Source organism: Clostridium sp. AM42-4, from assembly GCF_003480105.1.
Taxonomy (GTDB): Bacteria; Bacillota; Clostridia; order Lachnospirales; family Lachnospiraceae; genus Brotaphodocola.
Genome location: NZ_QUIK01000004.1, coordinates 26,205 through 49,413 on the forward strand (window position 1 = coordinate 26,205; position 23,209 = coordinate 49,413).

General features: G+C 46.1%; 24 protein-coding genes and 1 pseudogene. 7 read left to right on the forward strand and 18 right to left on the reverse strand.

The annotated features are described in order from the left end of the window. Positions 1-25 precede the first annotated feature (25 nt). From DW922_RS04235 to DW922_RS04255, 5 genes are all read right to left on the reverse strand, one after another. Entirely contained in the window at positions 26-625 is a 600-nt protein-coding gene (locus tag DW922_RS04235) for a cytidylate kinase-like family protein (protein WP_118725920.1), read from the reverse strand. 14 nt (positions 626-639) lie between these two features. Then, positions 640-1,386, reverse strand: a complete 747-nt coding sequence (locus DW922_RS04240) for an amino acid ABC transporter ATP-binding protein (protein ID WP_118721100.1) — start codon at positions 1,384-1,386, stop codon at positions 640-642. Then, positions 1,370-2,050 carry an amino acid ABC transporter permease gene (locus DW922_RS04245; protein ID WP_118721099.1) on the reverse strand — a complete coding sequence of 227 codons (681 nt, stop codon included), beginning with the start codon at positions 2,048-2,050 and terminating at the stop codon, positions 1,370-1,372. The genes DW922_RS04240 and DW922_RS04245 overlap by 17 nt, the downstream gene beginning before the upstream one ends. A 127-nt stretch (positions 2,051-2,177) precedes the next feature. Then, positions 2,178-3,035: a transporter substrate-binding domain-containing protein gene (locus DW922_RS04250; protein ID WP_243032046.1), complete on the reverse strand. Its 858-nt coding sequence runs from the start codon at positions 3,033-3,035 to the stop codon at positions 2,178-2,180. A 92-nt stretch (positions 3,036-3,127) separates the two neighbouring features. Next, complete coding sequence (locus DW922_RS04255) at positions 3,128-3,838, reverse strand: gamma-glutamyl-gamma-aminobutyrate hydrolase family protein (RefSeq protein WP_118721098.1); 711 nt, start codon at positions 3,836-3,838, stop codon at positions 3,128-3,130. 495 nt (positions 3,839-4,333) lie between these two features. Here DW922_RS04255 and DW922_RS04260 point away from each other — a divergent pair, with 495 nt between their 5' ends. Further along, positions 4,334-4,993: a DUF6198 family protein gene (locus tag DW922_RS04260; RefSeq protein WP_118725921.1), complete on the forward strand. Its 660-nt coding sequence runs from the start codon at positions 4,334-4,336 to the stop codon at positions 4,991-4,993. Positions 4,994-5,116: 123 nt separating this feature from the next. Here the strand turns inward: DW922_RS04260 and DW922_RS04265 are convergent, their stop codons facing one another. Both DW922_RS04265 and DW922_RS04270 read right to left on the reverse strand, forming a co-directional pair. Then, a complete protein-coding gene (locus DW922_RS04265) occupies positions 5,117-5,350 on the reverse strand; it encodes an EAL domain-containing protein (RefSeq protein ID WP_147353359.1) in 234 nt (77 codons plus the stop codon). A gap of 130 nt (positions 5,351-5,480) precedes the next feature. Next, entirely contained in the window at positions 5,481-6,299 is an 819-nt protein-coding gene (locus DW922_RS04270) for a MerR family transcriptional regulator (RefSeq protein ID WP_118725923.1), read from the reverse strand. Positions 6,300-6,449: 150 nt separating this feature from the next. Here DW922_RS04270 and DW922_RS04275 point away from each other — a divergent pair, with 150 nt between their 5' ends. Then, positions 6,450-7,802, forward strand: coding sequence for an MATE family efflux transporter (locus DW922_RS04275; protein WP_118725924.1), 1,353 nt, complete (start codon positions 6,450-6,452; stop codon positions 7,800-7,802). Between the two features lie 33 nt (positions 7,803-7,835). On the opposite strand, the gene DW922_RS04280 is transcribed toward DW922_RS04275, so the two are convergent. Next, positions 7,836-9,161, reverse strand: coding sequence for an MATE family efflux transporter (locus DW922_RS04280; RefSeq protein WP_118725925.1), 1,326 nt, complete (start codon positions 9,159-9,161; stop codon positions 7,836-7,838). Between the two features lie 354 nt (positions 9,162-9,515). Here DW922_RS04280 and DW922_RS04285 point away from each other — a divergent pair, with 354 nt between their 5' ends. Further along, positions 9,516-10,199, forward strand: a complete 684-nt coding sequence (locus DW922_RS04285; RefSeq protein WP_118725926.1) for a TMEM165/GDT1 family protein — start codon at positions 9,516-9,518, stop codon at positions 10,197-10,199. Positions 10,200-11,269: 1,070 nt separating this feature from the next. Continuing rightward, positions 11,270-11,890 carry a hypothetical protein gene (locus DW922_RS04290; RefSeq protein WP_118725927.1) on the forward strand — a complete coding sequence of 207 codons (621 nt, stop codon included), beginning with the start codon at positions 11,270-11,272 and terminating at the stop codon, positions 11,888-11,890. A 19-nt stretch (positions 11,891-11,909) separates the two neighbouring features. On the opposite strand, the gene DW922_RS04295 is transcribed toward DW922_RS04290, so the two are convergent. From DW922_RS04295 to DW922_RS04320, 6 genes are all read right to left on the reverse strand, one after another. Beyond that, entirely contained in the window at positions 11,910-14,444 is a 2,535-nt protein-coding gene (locus tag DW922_RS04295; RefSeq protein ID WP_195714998.1) for an excinuclease ABC subunit UvrA, read from the reverse strand. Positions 14,445-14,512: 68 nt separating this feature from the next. Further along, entirely contained in the window at positions 14,513-15,802 is a 1,290-nt protein-coding gene (locus DW922_RS04300) for an ATP-binding protein (RefSeq protein WP_118725928.1), read from the reverse strand. A gap of 327 nt (positions 15,803-16,129) precedes the next feature. Next, positions 16,130-16,774: a trimeric intracellular cation channel family protein gene (locus DW922_RS04305; RefSeq protein WP_182436820.1), complete on the reverse strand. Its 645-nt coding sequence runs from the start codon at positions 16,772-16,774 to the stop codon at positions 16,130-16,132. A gap of 125 nt (positions 16,775-16,899) precedes the next feature. After that, complete coding sequence (locus tag DW922_RS04310; protein WP_118725929.1) at positions 16,900-17,172, reverse strand: hypothetical protein; 273 nt, start codon at positions 17,170-17,172, stop codon at positions 16,900-16,902. Between the two features lie 385 nt (positions 17,173-17,557). Beyond that, positions 17,558-17,935: an SdpI family protein gene (locus DW922_RS04315; protein WP_118725930.1), complete on the reverse strand. Its 378-nt coding sequence runs from the start codon at positions 17,933-17,935 to the stop codon at positions 17,558-17,560. 32 nt (positions 17,936-17,967) lie between these two features. Continuing rightward, positions 17,968-18,492: a hypothetical protein gene (locus DW922_RS04320; protein WP_118725931.1), complete on the reverse strand. Its 525-nt coding sequence runs from the start codon at positions 18,490-18,492 to the stop codon at positions 17,968-17,970. Positions 18,493-18,776: 284 nt separating this feature from the next. On the opposite strand from DW922_RS04320, the gene DW922_RS04325 reads away from it, so the two are divergent. Both DW922_RS04325 and DW922_RS04330 read left to right on the forward strand, forming a co-directional pair. Further along, entirely contained in the window at positions 18,777-19,625 is an 849-nt protein-coding gene (locus DW922_RS04325) for a site-specific integrase (RefSeq protein ID WP_118725932.1), read from the forward strand. Then, a pseudogene (locus DW922_RS04330) lies at positions 19,622-19,888 on the forward strand (transposase zinc-binding domain-containing protein); the annotation flags it as partial. The gene DW922_RS04325 and the pseudogene DW922_RS04330, both read left to right, overlap by 4 nt. On the opposite strand, the gene DW922_RS04335 reads toward DW922_RS04330, so the two are convergent. The 4 genes from DW922_RS04335 to DW922_RS17920 form a co-directional block, all read right to left on the reverse strand. Continuing rightward, a complete protein-coding gene (locus DW922_RS04335; RefSeq protein WP_243032060.1) occupies positions 19,827-20,348 on the reverse strand; it encodes an ATP-binding cassette domain-containing protein in 522 nt (173 codons plus the stop codon). The pseudogene DW922_RS04330 and the gene DW922_RS04335 sit on opposite strands and share 62 nt — an antisense overlap. A 249-nt stretch (positions 20,349-20,597) precedes the next feature. Continuing rightward, the gene (locus DW922_RS04340; protein ID WP_118725934.1) at positions 20,598-21,467 is read right to left on the reverse strand and encodes a TIGR02452 family protein; all 870 of its coding nucleotides are present in this window, start codon (positions 21,465-21,467) and stop codon (positions 20,598-20,600) included. Between the two features lie 453 nt (positions 21,468-21,920). Then, positions 21,921-22,178, reverse strand: coding sequence for a hypothetical protein (locus DW922_RS18380; RefSeq protein ID WP_347560262.1), 258 nt, complete (start codon positions 22,176-22,178; stop codon positions 21,921-21,923). Further along, entirely contained in the window at positions 22,172-22,474 is a 303-nt protein-coding gene (locus DW922_RS17920; RefSeq protein ID WP_243032047.1) for a helix-turn-helix transcriptional regulator, read from the reverse strand. Before DW922_RS17920 ends, DW922_RS18380 begins: the two co-directional genes overlap by 7 nt. A 269-nt stretch (positions 22,475-22,743) precedes the next feature. Here DW922_RS17920 and DW922_RS04350 point away from each other — a divergent pair, with 269 nt between their 5' ends. After that, the gene (locus DW922_RS04350) at positions 22,744-23,016 is read left to right on the forward strand and encodes a helix-turn-helix transcriptional regulator (protein WP_118719015.1); all 273 of its coding nucleotides are present in this window, start codon (positions 22,744-22,746) and stop codon (positions 23,014-23,016) included. Positions 23,017-23,209: the final 193 nt, after the last annotated feature.

Consider the following 23,209-nt stretch of genomic DNA (forward strand, 5'->3'; position numbering starts at 1 on the left):
CTCGTTCGTTACTGTGCTAAATTGTTTATATCTCCCCAAATTTCATCCGTGCCGCCTGCTTGATCAGCTCTGCGGCTTCCTCGATACTGTAATATGCGCTGTTGATGCACAGATCACTGTTTAACGTATCATTCTGATACCCGGGGATGTATTTTTTGTGATAATGTTCCCGTGCCTTATCGGCCTCATTGACAGCCCGCACGGCTTCTTTTCCGGACATGCCGAAATACTCCACACAGTTTTTCAGGCGCACTTCATATGGCGCATAGATGTAAACACGCAGAAGTCTCGGTTCATTTCTAAGACAATAAGCGCCGCAGCGTCCTACAATGATGCAGGAACCCTTGCTGGCGAAATCCTGAATGATACTCTGCTGCACCAGAAAGATTTCATCGCTCACATCCGGTGTTCCCAGTCCAAACGGATAACTGAGATAGGAGAACTTGGAACGGGTGACTTCCTCTTCGCGGCTGATCTGCTTGATGGACGTATTCATCCGCTTCGCAGTCTCTTCGACAATATCGCGGTCCATAAAATCAATATGGAGCTGTTCGGAAAGCTCCTTTGCCACCAGGCGTCCAAAGGAGCCGTACTGTCTGGAGATGGTGATCACATATTTTTCCATGGCTGCACCTCCGTCTAAAGTACCTTATTCAGGAAGCTGATGGTACGTGCTTCTTTCGGGTTCAAGATGACCTCCTGCGGAGTTCCTTCCTCCACAATGTAGCCACCATCCATGAAGATGACACGGTCAGCCACCTCTCTGGCAAATCCGATCTCATGGGTAACGATCACCATGGTCATGCCATCTGCTGCCAGCTGCTTCATAACCGCCAGAACCTCACCGACCATCTCCGGATCCAGCGCAGAAGTCGGCTCGTCGAACAGCATGATATCCGGTTTCATACAGAGCGCACGCGCAATCGCCACACGCTGCTTCTGTCCGCCGGAAAGCTGTGCCGGGTAAGCATCTGCTTTCTCAGCAAGGCCCACCCGCTTTAACATGGCCATAGCACGCTCTTTCGCTTCTTTTTTGTCAGCCTTTTTCAGCTCCATCGGAGCCAGCATGAGGTTATGGAGCACATCCATGTTATTGAACAGATTAAAGTGCTGGAACACCATGCCGATGTTCTCCCGCACCTTGTTCATGTTTACTTTTTTATCTGAAATATCGACACCGTCCACTACAATGCTTCCGGCCGTAGCTGTCTCCAGCTTGTTTAAACACCGCAGAAAGGTGGATTTACCGGAACCGGATGGTCCCAGGATTACAACCACTTCGCCCTCATGGATCTCTGTAGAGATATCCCGCAGAACCTCCAGGTCCCCAAAGCATTTGCGAAGCTTCTCAACTTTAATCTTTACAGCTTTATCGTTTGACTCCACGGTTTACCCTCCTCTCTACGATTTTCGCAAGATAAGACAGGATCGTAATAACGATCAAATACATGGCTCCGACAATGGTCCAGGTCTCAAAGGACTTAAAGGTGCCTGCCTGGACGTTTTTCGCAGCCAGAACCAGCTCTGGAAATCCGATCACGGACAAAATAGACGTATCCTTTACGGTAATGATAAACTGGTTGATGATACTCGGGATCATCGTACGGATCGCCTGTGGAAGAATGATCTTTCTCATGGTTTTCCAGTAAGGAAGACCTAAGGATCTTCCGGCCTCCATCTGGCCGATGTCCACGGACTGGATACCGGCACGGATGATCTCAGCCATGTAAGCGCCGCAGTTTAAGGCGAGGCAGATGACGCCGGCCTGAAGTGCCGACAGCGTAAAGCCATTTCCGATGCCCAGGATCGTATTGAGCAGATACGGAATACCAAAGAATACATAGAACGCCAGCACGATCATCGGCACACCACGTATTACGAATACGAAGATCTGTGCAATGATGTTGCATGCCTTATTCTTAACTACACTGAGAAGTCCGAAGATCATTCCCAGGATACAAGCGAATATCAAACCTAAGAATGCAAGCAGCAGGGTCCGTCCCATTGCAAGCAGAAGAAGCTGTCCGTAGGTGGTGATAATCTTAATCATAATGCCTCACCCTTTTCTTTCCTTGTTTTAAGTGTTACAATCCGCAAGGCCCGCAAAACGCGGGCCTGCTTTGTTTTTTTGTATATCTGGGAGCGCCGGCAGCGCATCCACTGATTTCTGATTGAAATTACTCGCCTAAATATTTTGCGATGATCTCATCGTAGGTGCCATTGTCCTTGATGTCTTTCAGGCCAGCGTTGAACATGTCAACCAGCTCCTGCTTGCTGTCATCAAAGATTGCAAAGCCATACTCAGCCGGGTCGTTGCCAGTTCCGTCTACAAGCTTCATTGCGATGCCGGTGTCTTTGATGTTGCTTGCCATGATCGGGGTATCATCGAAGCATGCTGCTACCTGGCCGCCGACAACTGCCTGGTACATGGTCGGTGAATCCTCGAAATAGGTAACCTCAAAGCCGTACTGGTCTTTTAAGCTCTCTGCATAATCTGCACTCATGGAAGCGGTCTTTACTGCAACCTTCTTGCCACTTAAATCATCAAAACCAGTAATGTCGGAGTTTTCTGCGACTGCCATGCTCTGGTTTGCGTCATAGTAGCCATCGGAGAAGATCCAGCCGGAATTCTTACGTTCATCGGTGATAGATGCGCCTGCGATCATAGCGTCTGCCTGACCAGCCTGGCATGCTGCGATGGAAGCATCCCAGCCAAGTACCTGTACATCGTACTTAAAGCCCTGGTCTTCTGCGATTGCTTTGAGGATATCCATATCAATTCCTACGAAGTTACCGCTGTCATCGGTGTACTCGAACGGCTTAAAAGCGGTATCGGTTGCGATAACCCAGGTCTTGTCTGCGCTGTCTGCTGCAGCTGCTTCTGTCTCATCTGCTTTGGACTCTGCTGCGGTATCTGCTGCGGTAGTATCTGCTGCCGCTGTGGTGTCTGCGGTTGTGCTCTTAGAACCGCCGCATGCGGTCAGAGCTGCTGTCATTGCTGCTGCCATTACCATAACCAATGCTTTCTTTTTCATAATCTTATTCTCCTCTCTTTTCTCCGTGACGGTTTTGTCTGTTTCCTCTCCCTGTCACGCATTTATCTGAAATGGCTTTCACCAATCCAAGATCACTTTTTTCCATTGCAGGCACTGACAAATGCCTGAACTAACTTTTTACACTCCGGATCACTCTCAAACGCAAACTCCGGATGCCACTGCACCCCGGCGATAAAGGATTTATCCGGTACAGCGATTGCTTCCACCAGTCCGTCCTCGGAGTACGCCATAGCCTCAGCTTCCGGCGCCAGGTCTTTGATTGCCTGATGGTGATAGCTGTTCACCGCATGCTGTCCGGCTCCAATGATATCCGCCAGCTTTGTTCCTGCGGCTACATCGACCATGTGCACTGGCTTGTCATAAGGCGGTGTCATGTGATGCTCTGTTTGGGATGGATGCTCCGTTGGGAGATCCTGGTAAAGTGTCCCGCCAAGCAGTACGTTCATAAGCTGGACACCGCGGCAGATGCCGAATACCGGTTTATCCTCCGCCAATGCTTTTTTGAAAAGGTACGCTTCCATCTGGTCGCGGCTGCTGCAGGCAGTTCCGCAGGTTGCTTTGGCTGTTTCCCCATACAGCTTCGGGTCCACATCGTGGCCTCCTGTCATGAGGATTCCATCGCATAGCTGGAAGCAGTCATCCAGCTCCTTTGGATCTGTCGTTAAGGGAAGCATGACAGGCAGTGCACCGCAGCTTTCCAGAACCTTCATATATCCGGGAAGCATCCAGTAGCTGTCCTTGTCATCGTCATAAAGAGGAATCAGTCCGATTATTTTCTTCAAGTTTTCATCTCCTCTCCTGCCAATGCCGTTTTTTATGTAACAAAGGGGGTATGTTGTTTATATAACACAAAAGGGCCTACATCTCCTCATCTGATGTAGACCCCTTTGTCTTGTGTCGTATGATATCACGCCGTTTGGCAAAAGTCAAGTTTGCCTTTATACTTTCTCTATTTTGTACACTTCTGTCTTTATTTTCTGGCATTTTTTCTTAATAATCTTAAGTTGGTTTCCGATTTTGTCTGTATTACAGTTGAAAAGCTGTGAAAAACACACAATTTAAGTTGTAATTTTTTGGTAATTCGCCATAATGGTACAACTTATTTCTAATTTTTTGTTATAGCACTTGAAAAAAAGTTAGATTTTGTTTAAAATATACACAACATACAAAAATAGACGCGACCGTTTCTTGTACAAATATAACAATTTTGTCACTTTTCTATTATTATGACAATGTACCAGAAACACCGGCCGCGACCTGGGGAGGTTTACAAAAATATGTCCATTCACACTTACATCCGACGCTATGCCCTGTTTTTAACCGGGGTGATCTTAAGTGCCACCGGCATCGCTTTTATCACACGCGCAGGTCTTGGCACTTCGCCGGTATCCGGCCTGCCTTTCGTTTTAAGCCTGGTCACAGGAATTTCCATGGGAACCTTTACATTCCTGTTTAACATGACATTCCTGGTCCTGGAAGCACTGCTCCGGAAAAAATTCACGATTCAGCAGGCTTTTCAGATCCCGATCACCTTTTTCTTCAGCTTCTGTATTGATGTAGCCATGCGTTTTATCCCGACACGCTTTGGCGGCCCGTGGGGTCCGTCCTTTGTTTATCTGGTCATTGGCTGCATCATCATGGCGCTTGGCATCAGCTTTGAAGTCATCGCCGATGTGATCATGCTTCCAGCCGAAGCACTGGTCCGCGAGATTTCCAGACAGAGTGGAATCCGCTTTGGCAATGTAAAGGTTGCATTCGACAGCACCCTGACTATTCTGGCTATGGTGGTTGCCCTCATTGCCTTCCATAAGCTCAATGGTGTCCGCGAAGGTACCCTCATTAACGCTCTTTGTGTTGGACAGCTCGTCCGGCTGTGGCGTGCTTTCGTCGAGGTACCACTCAAAAAGATCTGTACGGCAGAGCCGGTTACAGAATAAATGTTATATCCCTTCATGCAAAAACCCGGATGTATGGCTGGCGAATTGCTCACCAGCCATACATCCGGGTTTTTCGTTCTGTAATTTTAAGAATGCTCTTTCTCTTTATTCTGCATCCAGCAGCTACACGAATGGCCTCGGCTTACTGTAATAGTACCCCTGCGCAAAGTCACAGCCCATATCATAGATCAGCTCGGCCTGTTCCTTTGTCTCAATTTCTTCGGAGATGACCTGCATGTTAAGTGCCTTTGCCATATTCATGATGGAGCGGATGACCTCCAGATACACCAGTTTCGGATCCAGATGGTAGCATTCCAGCATACCATGCAGCACATCTGTGAGAGCTTGATCTTCCAATCCTTTTCACATAGCAGAAATACTGCCTGATATTCATCACTGTGCGTACGTTTCATTTGCCTTTTCTACCAGTTCCTTTGCATCTTCTGTATAAAGTACAGCGCAATGTGCGAACATCAGCCAGCACCTGTCACGTTCCCACGATCCGCACCGCGATCTCCGTCACATAATCCTCCATCCGCTTCACAGACAGATTATCCATTACGTCACGCTCCACATAAGGCCCCTCTGTCCGGATTCCATGCTCCTTGCGGTAAGCCTCTATGCGTTCATATGCTTCCTGCATTTCCATCCAGGGTCCCGCATGGAATCCAACCAGATAATCACCTCCGGGAAGCACCTGATAATCCATGTGATCCGGTTTTTGCTGCATCAGCAAAAGTACATTATCATACACGTTCCAAATCCCATTTTTCACATTTGCTTCATGCTGGAAGTATGCCACTTCGTAATCATTCCGCTGTTCGGCATTCTTAAAATCCAGAATCAGCGCATTCGTTTTTTCCACATAATCTTTCTCTGAACTGCCATCCATCTGGCGGATCAGATAATACCGCTCCGGGTAATGCCGGATCTGAATTCTGGTAAAATCCTGCTTTAGCGCAGCGCCGATTTTTTCACGGCGCTGCCGGATCCAGCCCCGCATATTTTCCAGCTTTGCGATTTCCTGTCCGATCTGTGCTTCCCGCTCCGTAAAAATACGCATCAGTTCCTGCGGGCTGCGCATCTGTAAAAACTGGCGGATTTCCTTTAATGGCATGCCAAGATCCCGAAGGATGAGAATGGTATTCCATGTTTCCATCTGATAAAGAGAATACATGCGGTAACCATTTTCTGCTATAAATTCCGGTGAAAACAAACCAATTTCATCGTAATGAAACAAGGTATGCTTCGTTACACCCGCTAAAGCCGCAAATTCACCTGTTGTCATATACAAGTTACGATCCATACGTTCTGTCACCTCCCCATATTTTCAATTTCTCACATACCGAAAAAGATTTCCATTTTCCTATTGACTATCGGGTAACCCTATGGTTTATTCTCTCAAAAGTCACTATTATTTTCAAGACTATGTTTCAGATATTAAGGAGTTTTTATTATGAGTACATCCATCAGCCAGCATTTCAACCCCTGGTCACTGCTGAAATTCGCTTTTCCTTCTATTATTATGATGATCTTCATGTCGCTTTACACGATCGTGGACGGTATCTTTGTTTCCCGCTTTGTCGGAAGCAACGCACTTTCTTCCTTAAATATTGCCTTTCCTGCCGCCAGCGTTGTCATTGCGGTCGGCACTATGTTAGCAACCGGCGGCACTGCTGTGATCAGCAAATACCTGGGCGAAGGCAAAAAAAGAGAGGCACGGGAATGCCTCTCTCTGTTCCTTGCTGCCGGACTCTTATTCAGTATTCTGGCTGCCGTGATTGCTGTTGTATTCCCGGAGCCGATCTGCCGGATGCTTGGCGCAAACGACCTGCTCCTGGCTGACAGCATGACCTACCTAAAGACCATGCTTTTGTTTTCCCCTGCCTGCATGCTCCAGACCCTGTTCCAGTGTTTTCTGGTCACCGCCGGAGCACCGCACATGGGACTGATCCTTACCATCCTGGCCGGACTGGTCAATGCAGTCATGGACTATGTCCTCATCGTAGCGGGACAGCTTGGAATCGGCGGGGCTGCCATGGCAACCGGGCTGGGACAGACCATCCCGGCCGTGGTTGGACTGATTTTTTTCCTGTCACCAAAGCATGACCTGCATCTGACCCGCTTTTCCTTCCGCGCGAAAGAACTCCTGCAGGCCTGCTACAACGGTTCTTCCGAAATGGTCACCCAGTTTTCCAATGCCGTGATCACCTTTTTGTTTAACATCATCCTGATGCGTCTGGCCGGACCGAACGGAGTTGCTGCCATTACCATTCTTTTGTACGGGCAGTTTCTGTTCCAGGCCTTTTATCTTGGCTTTTCCATCGGCATCAGCCCGGTGATCGGCTTCCAGTATGGCGCAGGAAAGAAAACGGAGCTGAAAAACATTTACCGTATTTCCTTCCTGTTTACCGCAATCGTTTCTGTATTTATGACTGCAGCGGCCATTTTCCTTTCCACCGGCATCGTCACCATCTTTACCGACGATCCGAAAACCTATGAGCAGGCTGTCACCGGCTTTCAGCTGTTTGCCATCAACTTCCTGTTCTGCGGCTTTAATATCCTTTCCTCCGGATTCTTTACCGCACTGTCGAACGGAAGGGTATCCGCGATCATCTCCTTTGAGAGAACCCTGGTATTTACCACGATCTCGCTGCTGGTCCTGCCGCAGTTTCTTGGGATCAGCGGAGCCTGGCTCGCTGTCCCAGTGGCAGAATTTCTCACGTTGCTTTTGTCCATCGGCATGCACCGGAAATACTTTTTCTGGGAAGGGAAGCAGAATTATTTTCTGGAAACAGCTTCTTCCTAAGAAAACTGCCTCCACTCCAGAGCTGTTTTCTTCTTATGAAGCATCTATCACTTTTCTGTAAAACCAAATGGTCAGTGTTGTTGCGGCAAACCATCCAAACGGCCACGCCATCCAGATGCCGGTACTTCCAAATTTCGGAGTCAGAAGCAATGCAAATCCAATGCGCAAGATCAAATCCGGCACAGTAGCTGCCACAAAATATGCCATGGCACCAGATCCGCGGATGATTCCGTCTGTCATCAGCTTGATTGAAATCATAAAATAAAACGGCGAGACAATTCTCAAAAACGCGATTCCGGCGCGGATCGCCGCTTCGCTTTCTGCCGTCAAAAACAGGCCCATCATACTGCGGCTGAAGACAAAATACAACACAACAAACGGAAATGCCGCAACTTCTGAAAGCTTCACTCCGGTCTGAAAGCCAAGCGGAATCCGGGCTGGTTTTCCAGCCCCCAGATTCTGGGCGGTATAGCTGGAAAGGCAGGACCCAAGCATCATAAAGATGTTGATCGCAAACGTGTTTAACTTAATCGCGCCGGAATATCCCGCTACGACAGAAGATCCATACCCATTGACAATTTCCTGCACAAACAGATTTCCCACACTCAAAACACTCTGCTGCAGAATGCTGGGAACTGCAATCACAATGATCTGCCAGAACAGGATTGTGTCAAATACCGGCTGCCGTCCCTCTTCTTTTGTAAATTCCACAAGTCGTTTCCATAATGTTACAAAAGCCAGGACAGCAGATACGCCCTGCGCCAGAAACGTAGCCCAGGCTACACCAGACACGCCCAATCCCAGCTGTGCTACAAACAAATAGTCTAATAAAATATTTCCCACAGAGGATCCGATCAGAAAATACAGTGGCGTTCTGGAATCACCGAGCGCCGTAAAAATCCCGGTACATACATTATAAACCAGAAGGAAAACCAGGCCATACACGTAGATTTCCAAGTACCGAACACCATCAGCCATAATGTCCTGCGGTGTGTGGATCCACCGCATCATAGCGCCGCTGAAAAAATACCCAAACACACTCAACACCACGCCCAGGATCAAAACCGAAAGAAATGCCGTGGACACAGCCCGCTTCAGTCCCGCCTTATCTCCGGCACCAAATAACCGTGAGATCACAACGGACGCGCCTAAATTCATGCCTACCGCAAATGCCATATAAATCACCGTGATCGGATACGATGCCCCAACTGCAGCCAGGGCGGCTTCTCCGGCAAATCTTCCGGCAATCATACTGTCAGCAATATTGTAAAACTGCTGGAACATCACACTGAACATCATCGGCAGCAAAAAGCGCCACAAGATCCGGTCCGGATGTTCTTTTGTCAAATCTGTAATCATGATCTTCTCCAATACTATACATGTTTTTATCCATTCTATCACCCATACTGCGTTCCGGCAAGCAGCCATACCTTCTCGAAATTTCCCGTTGACATGGCACCATCTATTTGATATTATTTATCAGCAACCAAATATTCCATGAGGGAGTAGTTAGCACGAACGTGTGATTTGTCAACATTCTGATTATAGTAATTGTATAATCTGGCAAATCTTAAATAATGAGACTCATGTATATCCTTTCTCCGAAGCATCCTTTTCTATTCGGGGAAGCGATATACATGAGTCTTTTTTACTGTCAGATAAATCCACAAAATGGTGCTGCTGGAAACATCATGAAGATAAAAAGGAGACGCCATGTTACTATTTTTAAAAGTATTTTTTACGGAATTTATCGCGGAAATGGGCGATAAAACGCAGCTGATGCTAATCGCGCTCACTTCCAAATACAAATTAAAAGATATTATTCTTGGAACCGCTGCGGCAATTCTTGTGCTCAACGGACTGGCAGTGCTGGCAGGCGGACTGGTCAGTGCATTGATCCCGGACTGGCTGATCAAGGTTGTTGCCGCACTGGCATTTCTTTATTTTGCAGCGTCTACGCTCGCCGGAGACGAGGAAGAGGAAGAAGAAGGCAGCACCAAAAGCAGAATCCAGTTTGCTCCGCTGGCCGTGTTCTGTACCTTCTTTGTCGCAGAGCTTGGAGACAAAACACAGCTGACCGCAATCACCTTTGGTGCCAACGAAGGTATGGGAGCTGCTCTGGTGGTATGGATTGGCTGTTCCCTTGGGCTTTTCGCCGCAGATATTCTCGGCATGCTTGTCGGATATCTGTTAAAGAGCAAGACCCCGGACGGTCTGCTGAATACACTTGCCTTCGCGATCTTTACCATTTTCGGCATCTATACGTTTTATCAGGGACTGAAACTGGTTCAGGCAAATGTCTTTCCGGTTCCGGTATGGCCAGTCCTGATCGCTGTTACCGCAATTTTCGTTGTGATATGTGCCCTGCTTTTTGCCAAAAAAAGTATGGGAAAATAACGATCTTTGCAGAACCATCAAAAATCTGCGTCACAGGGCGCACCACCCCCAAAAAGGTACTGACCGTCATCCGATCAGTACCTTTTTTTCTTCAAATGCAAATTCGGAACCACCTTTTAAACATATTGGAAAACATGCTGACCGTCTCCAGAATGGCTGAAGCTTCGCCGTGTCCAGATAATTTGTGATCGACCACGGATAAAGCCGGTAAATGCATCCCAGTATCCATAAACATACGCTTCCTGCATGGGAGTATCGTATTCGTCCAGCAAAATAATTGCACGTTTTTTCAGGCGCGGCGGGGGCTTTCTACTGTGTTGGCTCCACTACATGTGAAAAACCTGCAACCACTACTGAAATGGCAGAAATAGGCTAACTATCTGCCGAATCGGTAATGGTTGCAGGTTTTTATTCTAGTAAAGCCAGTACACAGGAAACGCAAGCCAGCCGGTACAGGATAAGCATTTGTTTGAAAATCCGTGAGTGGGCGAGCATAGCGTTGGAACGGAGACCCTTGTTTGAGCACGCAGTGCGTGCGAGTTTGGGTCGCAGTTCCAACAATAGACGGCGCAGCCCACGAGCAAAAGGATTTTCACCCAAATGCGTTCCTGTACCGGTTGTGTTTCCGTATCTACAGAGACTTACTATGCAATATTGTTATTTTTTCAAGGCTGCTCCGGCCGCCGAGTGTTCTACGGGATATTCGAAAAGGTGAGCCTAGACACTGGCGATACGCAAAATGCGCATTCCTCCCAGAACCGGCGCAGCAAATGTATTATACTGCCGATAACAATGAAATGCAAGTATTCCCAAGACTCACTTGTGTGAACAGTAACACGCAATTGACAAGTCATCCCATTCATGCTATAAAAATATTAACTTTCATACAGAATGCTTCCAGCACCCCCGGGTGCCGGGTTTCAGGCATAAGGCTTCACTCCGTCAGGGCTGCCCGCAGGCAGAGGGGTGAGGTCTTATGCCTGTTTTGTTATTCTGGACTTAAACAGACCATTCCTTTATAATGAGGAGGAACATCATGTCATTTTCTTATACCGATATCCAGGAAGCCTATGAGCGCATTCGCCCTTACATCCGGGAGACTCCGCTGGAAGAGTCCTTTTACCTGGGCGATTCCAATCAGCATTTTTTTCAAGCTGGAATCCTTTCAGCGGGCCAAAAGCTTTAAGATCCGCGGCGCACTCAATAAGCTTCTGACCCTGGTAAGTTTTATGGCCCGGAAAGAAAAATATATTGCAGAGGCCGGAAGCTGCAGCACCGTAGCCGCTGTTATGGAGCAGCGTGAACGGATCGACGGACATGGCGCGCTTCCCCAAAACTGCGTCGATCCGATGGTAGCAGCCTGCCAGATCATAACCACATGGCAGACCATCGTCAGCCGGGAAGTCCCGCCTGCAGACACTGCAGTCCTCTCGGTTGGTGGAATCAATGTGAAGCGTGCCACCTATAACATCATCCCAGAAAAAGTTTCGGTAGTAGCCGGAATCCGGATCTGCAGCGAAGATTTTGCCTGGTACCAGATCCGCATTCCCGGCGCCCTTATGTTCCTGGGTGTGGGAAATGAAGCCAAAGGGAGCAATTATGCGCAGCATCATGCAAAATTCAATACGGATGATGATGCGCTCGCACTTGGTGTTACAGGATTAGTCGCAATCGCGTGGGATTTTTGTTGAATAAGAAGTAAGCTGCTTACTACAAATATTTTCCCGTTACACTTTCCGCGCACTGCTTCACTTCCTCCGGTGTACCGCACACCACGATCTGTCCTCCTTCTTCTCCGCCGCCTGGTCCCATATCGACGACATAGTCGGCATTGCGGATCAGATCCAGATCGTGTTCTATGACAATGACGGTCGCACCGCTGTCGATCAGGCGCTGAAATACCACAAGAAGCGTTTGTACATCCAGCGGATGCAGGCCGATGGTCGGCTCATCGAAGACAAAGACAGTGTCTGACTGGCCTTTTCCCATCTCACTCGCCAGTTTTAAACGCTGTGCCTCACCGCCAGAAAGACTCGGCGTTGCCTCACCAAGTGTCAGATAGCCAAGTCCAAGATTCGAAAGAGTCTGCAGCCGTCTGGACACCAGCTTTAAGTCATCGCATGCAGGAAGTGCCTTGTCCACGCTCATGCTCATGAGCTCCGGCAGCGTACTGGATGTGCCATCTTCCCGGACACGGTGCACCAGGGAAGCTTCCTTACTGTAGCGGGAGCCGCCGCAGTCCGGGCAGACAACCTCCACATCCGGCAAAAACTGGATATCCAGGCTGATCGAACCGGTTCCGTCGCAGGTCGGGCAGCGCAGCTTTCCTGTATTGTAGGAAAAGTCCCCTGCCTTGTATGTTCCTTTCTTTGCATCCGGCGTTTTCGCATAAATCTTGCGCAGTTCATCGTGGATTCCCGCATAGGTTGCCACGGTAGAACGAATGTTGATACCGATCGGGGTCGCATCGATCAGCTTCACCTGGCTGATGCCCGGAGCCGATACGGCTTTTACATGCGCCGGAAGTGCCTCTCCACGCACCTGCGCCTGCAGACCCGGGATCAGACTTTCCAGGATCAACGTCGTTTTTCCAGAACCGGACACACCGGTTACTGCCGTCAGCCGCCCTTTCGGAATCTTTACGGTCAATGGCTTTACCGTGTGGATCTGGTCTGTCGTCATCTCTATACTTCCCAGTTCAAACATACTTTCCGATTCTGCTTTTTCCCGCACCAGCATCGATCTGGCACCAGACAAAAAGCCGCCGATCCTGGACTCCGGGTCTGCCGCCACATCCGTGATCGTTCCCTGTGAAATAACGTTTCCACCTTTTTCTCCGGCTTCCGGTCCCATCTCAATCATCCAGTCCGCATCTTTTAAGATCTGGGTATCGTGATCAACCAGAACAATCGAATTTCCGTCTGCGATCAGATCTCGCATCACACCACGCAGTCCTTCGATATTAGACGGGTGCAGACCAATAGACGGCTCGTCCAGCACATAGAGGACACCGGTTGTGCGGTTGCGCACCGACCGTGCCAGCTGTACCCGCTGCCGCTCCCCGGTCGAAAGCGTGGATGCTTCCCGGTCCAGAGTCAGATACCCCAGCCCCAGTTCCAGCAGGCGTACCGCCATTCCGCGGAAGGAATCGCAGATACTTTCTGCCATGGAAACCATCTCTTTCGGAAGTGTCGCCGGAATGCTGTCCACCCATTTTGAAAGATCTGTCAGCGTCATACGGCAGGCATCCGCCAGCGTGATGCCTTCGATGCGCGGCGCCCTCGCCCGCTCGGAAAGCCTGGAACCGCCGCAGGCATGACAGACATCCTGCCGCAAAAACTTCTCGACCCGCTTCATTCCTTTTTCATCGGTCACCTTCGCCAAAGCGTTTTCCACCGTATAAACAGCATTAAAATAAGTAAAATCCATCTCTCCCGCCGCACCGGTCTTGGAATTCTGATACAGCATATGGACCTTCTTCGCCGGTCCATGGAACACGATTTCTTTTTCCTGCTCCGTCAGGTCACGAAACGGCACATCCGTCCGCACGCCCATATCCCGCGCGATATCCTTCATCAGCGACCACATCAGGGTCTGCCACGGCAGCACTGCGCCCTCCTCGATGGAAAGCGAATCATCCGGGACCAGGGTCGATTCATCCACCACCCGGACAATGCCGGTTCCGTCACAGGCCGGACACGCACCGGTGCTGTTAAAGGACAGTTCTTCTGCGGATGGCGGATAGAAATGCTCCCCACACTCCGGGCAGACCAGTTCCAGTCCGGCAGCTACATTCATGGTCGGTTCCAGCCGGTGTCCATTCGGACAAACGTGGCTGGACAGACGCGAAAACATCAGACGAACCACATTGAGCAGTTCCGTCGATGTGCCGAACGTGCTGCGCATGCCCGGCACGCCCGGCCGCTGATGCAGCGCCAGAGCCGCCGGAACATAACGCAGATCATCCACCTGCGCCTTTTCTGCCTGTGTCATACGGCGTCTGGTATAAGTCGAAAGTGCCTCCAGATAACGCCTGGAGCCCTCCGCATATAAAATGCCCAACGCCAGGGAGGATTTTCCCGAGCCGGACACTCCGGCAATCCCCACGATTTTGTGTAAAGGAATATCTACATCAACATTTTTTAAATTATGCACCCGTGCGCCGCGCACCTGAATAGCGGTCGGGGTGCCGTGTTTCCAGTTTGGCTGTGATTCCGGTTGGAAATCGGGTAAATGAGTCGTCATGAAATGTTCTCCTGTATAAATATTTGTTACCTTTTATAAGCACGTACTATAAAACAAGCCTTGTCTCATTATAAATTGCACACTGCATATAGCGGAATATTTACCATCCACTCCTGTTTTTTATATTTTAAAGTTGAGAAACGAACCGCCTCTTCCGGATGAAACTTATCGCAATATGCCTTTAAACTCTGAGAATGAATATTTGTTTCCGCCTTGACTTCAATCGGTACGATATTCCGCCCCTTCTGAATTAGGAAATCCTGTTCAAACGTTGCTTTGTCCGTTCCATAATAATACGGAGTATAATCGGTATCAGAAATCAACTGCTGCAGCACATACTGTTCCGTCAATGCTCCCTTAAACCCGATAAAAATATCATTTCCTTCCAGAATTGTCTCAGCCGGTAATTCACTCAATGCTCCTAATAAACCTACATCCAACATAAATAATTTATACGCATTCATATTCATATAGGCCTTTAATGGCATATGCGGCTCATTCACCCGGTTCACTTTATAAACCAGTCCGCAATCCAACAACCATTGAATCGCAATTTCAAAGTCTGTGCTTCTTGCTCCTTTTTTAATCTGACCAAAAAAGAATTTTTTATTTTCTTTCGCAAGCTGCATTGGAATGGAATCCCAAACCATTCTGATTCGCGGCAATGTTTTGGCATCGATATGTTTTCCAAAATCGCCTTCATATTGACGAACGATTTCACTCTGAATTCGGCGAACTTCAGCATAATCCTTTTCTACACGAAAGGCCTCTACAACGGCTGGCATTCCTCCGGTATAATAATAATTTTTCAGCCAGAACAAATACTTTTCCGAAAAAATATCGATAAGTGGATAATCCTTCGTATTTAATGCGTCCGACAACGCTTCTTCTCCCATTGCACAAAGGAATTCCCTGAAATTAAGCGGATACAAATCCAACATATCTACTTTCCCCACAGGGTAAGAAATTCCCTCATGAATTGCTACACCCAAAAGTGATCCTGCTGCAACAACATGATATTCCGGAGCTTCTTCACAAAAATACTTTAATGATTCTAATACCTTCGGCACATTCTGAATTTCATCTAAGATAATCAGTGTGTTTCCCGGAGTTATGGTTACACCAGACTCAATGTTTAAATTCATAATAATACGCTCAATATCAAAATCAACATCAAACACATCCTTCATCCGCCGATTATTATAAAAAGAAATGTATGCCGTTTTCTCATAATACTTCTTTCCGAACTCTTTCATAAGCCAGGTCTTTCCAACCTGGCGTGCTCCCATAATTACAAGCGGCTTTCTACTCGCCCTTTCTTTCCATTTCAAAAGATCATCCATCGCAAACCGTTGCATTTTCCCACCTGCCTTTTCCTTTTATATTAAGTATATCACATTTTTTCCGACCTATGAATTTATAATTTATACATTTTTTCCGACCTTATCTTATCTGATAGTTACATTTTTTCCGACCTTATTCTCTATAGCACAACATTTTTTCGGACGTAATTTTGTTCTAATCAACACTTTTTCGGACGTTGCTCCGTTTATAATCAGCGGACACGCCACCGGCACCTCCTCGATATGCAAAGTAGCAGAAAAAAATCCTGAAAGGAATCATTTCCCTTCAGGATTTCAGATGAATCAGACTATCAGTTATATAATGAATGGTATTTTCCTAATCTACCGGATCCGCGGCAAATTAAGCTTCAGCTTCGTTGCCAGCATGCGGATCACAAACACCAGCCCGGATCCAAGCAGCGCCGCTGCGCTCTGCTGCATCCCATGGACTACGCAAAAGAAATAGCAGGCACTTCCCACAAGCGATGCCACCGCATAAATATGCTTGGAAATGACCATGGGCATCCGCTGCACCATCATATCCCGGATGATTCCGCCGCCGACCCCGGTGATCATTCCCATGAAAATAGCCAGAAAGAAATTGCGCGGACACCCGGACTGCAGGGTTGCCTGAACCCCGTAAACAGAAAAAATTCCTAAGCCAATGGAATCCACCACATTGTTCAGACGGTCAAGCAGCTCTGCATGACTGTCATAATAGTTCTTGTGCGTATATGCGATCCAGAATACCACAAGGGCTGTCATGACCGACAATATGATTTCCGGATAATTGTAAAAATTTCCAGACGGCACCAGCCCAAGAAGGGTATCTCTTAACGTTCCTCCGCCAAGCGCCGTGATCAGTCCCAGTAACATCACCCCAAATACATCGACACCTGCAGCGATCGCAATCATCGCACCCGATATGGAAAATGCGATAATTCCTGCTATTTCCATTCCCATAAGAATCGTTTGAAAATCTGTCATACCCTGTTCCCTCTCCATGTTGATTCGTTGTAATTGTTTTATTCCCCTCAATTACAATTCTCTTCTGATTTTACCATGATTATGAAAACAGCGCAGTAATTTTTTTCCAAAAATCAAATCTCCTGTCATACAAGATTTTTGTCGGGCAAATTTCTATTCGGGAACGCCCCATACTTCCAATCTTCCTGAAATACAGAACCGCAGCCAGCACAAGCGAAAGCACATCCGCAACCGGCTGCGCCCAGATCTTTGCCGGATTGTCCCTCCGCCCGGATCACACTGGAATAGCAGTTTGCGATAAGCACAAACGAACCGGAAACGCAGACTATCCGCAGATAGGTTTTTGCATAATCCCAGGTATCACTGCTCGCCCCGACAAACATAAGGATCTGATCCATGAATCCTCCTTTTTAATAGTACGCTATTGTATCAATATCAATAGCGTGCTATTATTTATACCAAACACTACATACTCTTATTTACTGCTTTTCATGCATTCACAATATAAAACATGATTGGTTCTCTGACTCCGCAGTGCCACATAACACTCGCCATATCGCATTATATGATATTGTCTTCCGCACCAGTTAAGACGTCGACCAACTGAAGTTAACGTTTCGAAGCTCAATCACTATTCAACCCTGCTTTCTTGCTGTCTACGCTTGTCAGATGCCGTTACCGACATCGTCCCAAGACTCGCTATTATCTGGTTGGCTAAACCTTGGATAAACCGGATTCCCACCGGCTTGACTACACACCCTTAGCTGGGCGCACAACTGGAATTTATCGTCTTGTTCCATTCTTATCAAAATTCTTTTTTAATGCTATTTCTGTTGGGAGAATAGACCCAATTAAAGGAATAAGTTGAACACCACAGATAATTCCTCCTATACTCCCAACACAATCTTCATTTTTTCCAATCACTAAAAGCATGAATATTACTGTTATCGGCAACATAATCATTCCACAGACATACCAGACTTTACCACAATATTTATGAGCAAATTCCCATGTGTCTTTGTTCTTCATAGACATCGAAGTCCGATATCCAAATACTGAATTTATTTCCTTTGGAGCCTTTTTCATAAAATATCTTCCAAAACCAATCATCGTAAATGGAAGAAGCAAATCCATCATCAACATAAAAATCCAAAACCCCATTGTAAACCTCCTTTACTACAACTTCAAATTTGTCAAAGAGGATTATTCCAATATTCCACAGTATTTCTATTTACATCATAAAAAGTAATATTATCCGCATTTATAGGCAAGACAATCGCAAAAGGTTTATTGCTGTCAATATCAACCACTTGAATTGTGTTGCCATCATCTATTTCAAGTTGTTGCACCTGCTGTTGATTCATAGAAATAAATGCTCGTTCATTATATCCCTCTACAGTAAACTCCACAATTCCTCTTTGAATCCCCGAAAGAGTTCCACCTCCACGGAAAAAATATCCGAAGGAAAGTCCTGGACGATTGACATAGACGGAAAAAGTGTGGTCGCTCATGTCCTGAGAATAAGAAATATAAGCAGCCATCGTGTTAGAAACGCTTCCATCAAGCGTCCAATCATCTTTAATCTTCTGCGATGAACGAATATCCGTTTCCAAATTGGTCGAAGTCATACCAATGTCATTGTTTGCATAAAGAAATCCAACGAATAAAATGCAAACGAAAACAATCCCTATCACAATTTTAAGAAATCTCTTTTTCATGCTATCAAAACTCCTTGCCAAATTCCGATTGAACAAAATCGCTGCGCGATGGCCTGCCAGGGCTGTGGCGCAGTTTTTCATTTTCATATAAAAAGGCAGTGGTAGCCAAGTCCTAAAAGTAGTATTGTTAAGTCACCACAACCAACAATCAAACAGGATCGACACTATCTCCGCCATGAATAGAATAGCATTATCCAGCGACTGTTTCAAGCAGAAGTTTCTGCCCAGACCTCCTCCGTGAACGATGGTGTTTCTCATCAACTTATCATTCATGGAGGTTTTTTATGTACCAAGATATTTTTGAATCTATCCGCAATGAAGCGGAAAAACGTAACCTACGAGAAAGAACTATTCAACTGTATTGTTCTGATGTCAATTACTTTCTTCGTTGGATTGGAAAACCTGTCTCTGATCTTACGCTTGAAGATGCGGAAAGTTTTCTTACTGCCAAACGTTTGGAAGGCAGGTCCCCTGAAACTCACAATCACTATCGGTCTGCAATCAAGTTCTTCTATAAAAAAGTGCTGAAGGTTGTCTGGGACGATGACACTGTTCCGGCTATGAAAAGAGAACGAAATCTTCCGGCTGTTCTGACCCGTAATGAAATAAATGCAATCATTGACGCCACTCCGAACCTGAAACATAAAGCGATTATTGCAACTATGTATTCTTCCGGATTACGTGTGTCAGAGATCGTTCATCTCCATTATGATGACATTTCCCGCACCAACATGACGATTCATGTTCGCGAAACAAAAAGCAGAATTGACAGGTATACGATTCTATCTCAAAAGAATCTTGACCTTCTCATAGAGTATTGGTACAAATGTGGCCGTCCTAAAGATATCCTTTTTCCAAGCTCCTGGACCGGTGGATATCTGGATATAGCCAGTGTTAACCAGTTCTTTAAGAAAAGTGCCAAACTTGCCAGTATTACCCGTCGCGTTTCTTCTCATGCGTGTCGTCATAGTTTTGCCAGCCACTTATTCGAAAGTGGTACGGATATAAAATATATTCAGTCACTTCTTGGACATGTTGATCCTCGCTCTACAGATGTTTACCTTCATGTGAGCAACAAGACCCTCCTTGGGATTCGCAGCCCGTTCGACAATCCAGAAGGTGGTGAATCATGAGTAGTGCTTGTACTATCCAGGACGTTTTTCATCGTTTTTATCCGTCCTATGAAACCTCACATGATATTTCTCCCACTCAAAGAAAAACGGCTTACCACATCATGAATTGCAAAACAGGTGCCTTTGGTGTAAATGTAAGTGTATGTGAGGATTGTGGCTGTATATCCATCCACTATAATTCCTGCCGTGACAGATGCTGCCCTATGTGTCAGGAATTCCCAAAAGAAAAATGGGTGGATGCACGGCGTGAGGATATATTAGATACTCTTCATTTAATTTCTGCACCAGCTTACGGATATCTGCAATGCCTTGCGGGTCCAGTCCATTGGTCGGCTCATCCAGGATCAGGATTTCCGGATTTCCGAGAATTGCATTTGCAATGCCAAGACGCTGCTTCATGCCAAGCGAATACTGCCGAAATTTCTTTTTCACGCCATCCAGGCCAACGATCTTTAACACACGGTCGATCTCAGATTTCTCTTTGATTCCTTGCATTCTGCAGGAATACTGCAGATTCTGCCTTGCATTCATATATGGAAAGAAATTGCTTCCGATCAGAAATCCGATCTTTTTCCGTCCTTCTTCCATGGAATCTCCCTCATCGCCGATCTTAAGCTCCCCCTGCTCAAACTCCGACAGGCCGAGGATCACCTTAAACATGGTCGTTTTTCCGGCGCCGTTCTTGCCGATCAGACCGAAAATATCACCCTTATAGATGTCCATCGTTACGTCTTCTAAAACCTTATGCTTTCCATAGCTTTTGCTGATTCGATTCAAAGATATCACTTTTTTCCATGCCGCTTTCTCCTTCCCAGTCTTTTCTTATTTTACCAAGCTTAAGGCGGAACTGTCAGACCTTATTTCAATAAAAACGAAAAAAGAGCCCCTCTGCCCGATACGCCCCTGTCTGTTTGACAGGGGACATATCAACTCCCAGAGAAAGCTCTTTCTAATATTTTCTAATTTTCCGATTTATCGTTTTTTACTTCCAAGTACCCGCCTGAATACTGCATAATTGTTTCCGCTCGGATTTGCTGTCTGGTCCCGCTTCGGACAGTACACGGCAAATTCCACGGTATCAAAATCGTATTCAAACTCAGCCAGCACTTCCTTATAAGCCCGTGCCACGACCTCCGGCGGATTCTGGAAAGCCCCGCATCCAAATGCCCCAAGTACCAGCACCTCTGCCCCATTCGCCTTTGCGATGAAAAAAAGGCGCTTTGCACGTTTTTTATGGATCGCAAGCAGTTCCATCGGCTTAACCGCAATTGCCTTGGATGGCTCCGGGTTCCACCGGTTACTTGGATTCGGACGAAGATTCGGCGCTGCGACCGTGATCACGTCCAGACTCATCCGCTGTCCTTCCGGAAGCAGCTGCATGCGGTCATCATCCTTGAAAACCACAACATCCGGCGTGTAGATCGCATCATCATTGTACGTTGCAGTCACCTCTCCGTTTCTCAGCATATCCTTGTGTTTCCGGTAAAATCCTGACATCATTCTGCCGTCTGATAAAAGCGGGTACAATGTTGACACCCGGCACAACGACTCCTCCTGTGCGCTGGAACCATTTACCACGCCTCCGCCTGGATTCGTGAAGGATGCAAAGTTATGGACGCATACCTTCATTCCCCGGTATTTAAGCGCCGCTTCGAATGATTTTTTATCTGATACCGTAACTACTGCCTTCTTTTTATAGACCGGCTCCGTGTTTTCCAGCACCTCGTCTTCCCCATAGATTTTCTGCTTTTCCAGTGATTTCCGGATTGCTTCCGCCAATGCGGCTTCCTTGAAGCGTTCACAGGTATCCTGGAAAACAGCTACGTTTGTTTCCCTGCTCATTTTATCTTCCTTCCAATTTTAATCGATCATTTGTATTTTTCTTGTTTGCATTCATTTATATCGTGATCTACACGAGCTTTGATTAACAATTTTATTGTAGCACGATACGCAGAACGACGCATTAAACCATCAGTTTAAAATTTTCAAAAACTAGCAGGGGGAACTATTCAGATTGACATTTCTCATATCATATTGTATTATTTAGGCATAAAAGAAATGGGTTCTGTGTCGTGTACAGCCTTATGGCTCAATCGAGTTGCTCGTTTCTTTTTTTATGTCCAATATATCGTACAAATACATTTTTTATTCTCCGCATATCTTACAATAAGTGATGCATGAAAAATATTATACCTTTTCATTTCTCCATTATCGTCATAAACCGGAAGCGCAAATCTGGAATCATAGCGATACCAACCATACATCGCATTTCTCCAATGTTTATTCTCCATGTTTTCACGATAATGCCACCGCGATTTCTATCATTTCAGGAATTCCCTGTGTCGCATTTGCCTTTGCTTTCGCGTTTGTTCCTTTAATACTATGTGTATACTTCGAACCACTATATTCATTTGGCAAATCTGAGCCAATATATATAATATCCCCTGTAGACGCTACCTCATAAAAATCTCCTATATACTTTTTTAAATATTCCCTTACTTCTTTCCAATTAATAGATCGTTTTCCTTTAAATCGAATATCATTTATTACCACAATGCTTTTCCCTTCAGCATCTGGGATAACTGAAACATTTCTAGCATATAATTTTCATCTATTGAAAATTCTGTTGATACTGTTTGTTGTTCCCTATAGTCTTCATCACAAAGTAAATTTATAAGTGACATATCCAGTGCTTTACATATTGCTACAAGCTTATCTGCCTGTGGGTTAATCTTTTTCTTTCGCCAGTCACTTATTGTACTTGTGGCAATACCAGTCTTTTTACTCAATTCTATCTGGCTCATGTGCAATTCGTCGAGTCTTGTAAATATTTTTTTATATATCTTCACTGTATGGTATCCTTTCATCCGCCTTTGTATTCCGACTTTTCGGATATCATATTATAAATACTAACTCTTATCAATACCATGTCTGTTGCAGTTTATCATCCCACACGAGTAGATCGATTTTGATAATGAGTATATGTGACATGATATTGGAAAGGCAGTTGAAGCAGCCGGAACAATCATCAAAAAATTTATACTGTTCAATCCGCCTGATCCGTGCTAAACTAAAGATAGTGTTTCGGGATGGTGCAAAATTATGGAGGGATAAGCAAATGGAACCAATGTATTTGTCAATCCAGCCCGTGGAAACCGGGAAGCGGATCAAGCAGCTGCTTTCGGAGCAGAACTATACGATCCGCGAAATCCAGGGTGCTTTCGGTTTTGAGAACCCACAGGCGATCTATAAATGGATCGCGGGGAAATCCATGCCAAGCCTGGATAACTTTGTTATTCTCAGCAGACTATTACATACCAGCATTGAAAATATCCTCGTCATTGACGGGGATATTTCTCGTTTATATCACATTTTACGTATTTTAAATTAAACCACAGGTTCAATGACATACTTTCTCTCCTGCCTTATAATCATTCTATACAAATGATACAAAAAAGCTAACCCTGCATAATTTTCCGTACAGGATTTAACAAAGAACTCCATGGTAAGTTAATCGTTCAGTGATATGGATTATTTTGTTATCTGTTATTTCTTATTTGTTTTTGTTTATGGATAACTCTTAA

What these genes read in the sequence shown, in the direction of transcription:
- DW922_RS04235 (WP_118725920.1), bottom strand. Translation starts at nt 625, where the DNA reads ATGGAAAAATATGTGATCACCATCTCCAGACAGTACGGCTCCTTTGGA.
- DW922_RS04245 (WP_118721099.1), bottom strand. Translation starts at nt 2,050, where the DNA reads ATGATTAAGATTATCACCACCTACGGACAGCTTCTTCTGCTTGCAATG.
- DW922_RS04250 (WP_243032046.1), bottom strand. Translation starts at nt 3,035, where the DNA reads ATGAAAAAGAAAGCATTGGTTATGGTAATGGCAGCAGCAATGACAGCA.
- DW922_RS04260 (WP_118725921.1), top strand. Translation starts at nt 4,334, where the DNA reads ATGTCCATTCACACTTACATCCGACGCTATGCCCTGTTTTTAACCGGG.
- DW922_RS04270 (WP_118725923.1), bottom strand. Translation starts at nt 6,299, where the DNA reads ATGGATCGTAACTTGTATATGACAACAGGTGAATTTGCGGCTTTAGCG.
- DW922_RS04275 (WP_118725924.1), top strand. Translation starts at nt 6,450, where the DNA reads ATGAGTACATCCATCAGCCAGCATTTCAACCCCTGGTCACTGCTGAAA.
- DW922_RS04280 (WP_118725925.1), bottom strand. Translation starts at nt 9,161, where the DNA reads ATGATTACAGATTTGACAAAAGAACATCCGGACCGGATCTTGTGGCGC.
- DW922_RS04285 (WP_118725926.1), top strand. Translation starts at nt 9,516, where the DNA reads ATGTTACTATTTTTAAAAGTATTTTTTACGGAATTTATCGCGGAAATG.
- DW922_RS04290 (WP_118725927.1), top strand. Translation starts at nt 11,270, where the DNA reads ATGAGCGCATTCGCCCTTACATCCGGGAGACTCCGCTGGAAGAGTCCT.
- DW922_RS04295 (WP_195714998.1), bottom strand. Translation starts at nt 14,444, where the DNA reads ATGACGACTCATTTACCCGATTTCCAACCGGAATCACAGCCAAACTGG.
- DW922_RS04300 (WP_118725928.1), bottom strand. Translation starts at nt 15,802, where the DNA reads ATGCAACGGTTTGCGATGGATGATCTTTTGAAATGGAAAGAAAGGGCG.
- DW922_RS04305 (WP_182436820.1), bottom strand. Translation starts at nt 16,774, where the DNA reads ATGACAGATTTTCAAACGATTCTTATGGGAATGGAAATAGCAGGAATT.
- DW922_RS04310 (WP_118725929.1), bottom strand. Translation starts at nt 17,172, where the DNA reads ATGGATCAGATCCTTATGTTTGTCGGGGCGAGCAGTGATACCTGGGAT.
- DW922_RS04315 (WP_118725930.1), bottom strand. Translation starts at nt 17,935, where the DNA reads ATGGGGTTTTGGATTTTTATGTTGATGATGGATTTGCTTCTTCCATTT.
- DW922_RS04320 (WP_118725931.1), bottom strand. Translation starts at nt 18,492, where the DNA reads ATGAAAAAGAGATTTCTTAAAATTGTGATAGGGATTGTTTTCGTTTGC.
- DW922_RS04325 (WP_118725932.1), top strand. Translation starts at nt 18,777, where the DNA reads ATGTACCAAGATATTTTTGAATCTATCCGCAATGAAGCGGAAAAACGT.
- DW922_RS04335 (WP_243032060.1), bottom strand. Translation starts at nt 20,348, where the DNA reads ATGGACATCTATAAGGGTGATATTTTCGGTCTGATCGGCAAGAACGGC.
- DW922_RS04340 (WP_118725934.1), bottom strand. Translation starts at nt 21,467, where the DNA reads ATGAGCAGGGAAACAAACGTAGCTGTTTTCCAGGATACCTGTGAACGC.
- DW922_RS04350 (WP_118719015.1), top strand. Translation starts at nt 22,744, where the DNA reads ATGGAACCAATGTATTTGTCAATCCAGCCCGTGGAAACCGGGAAGCGG.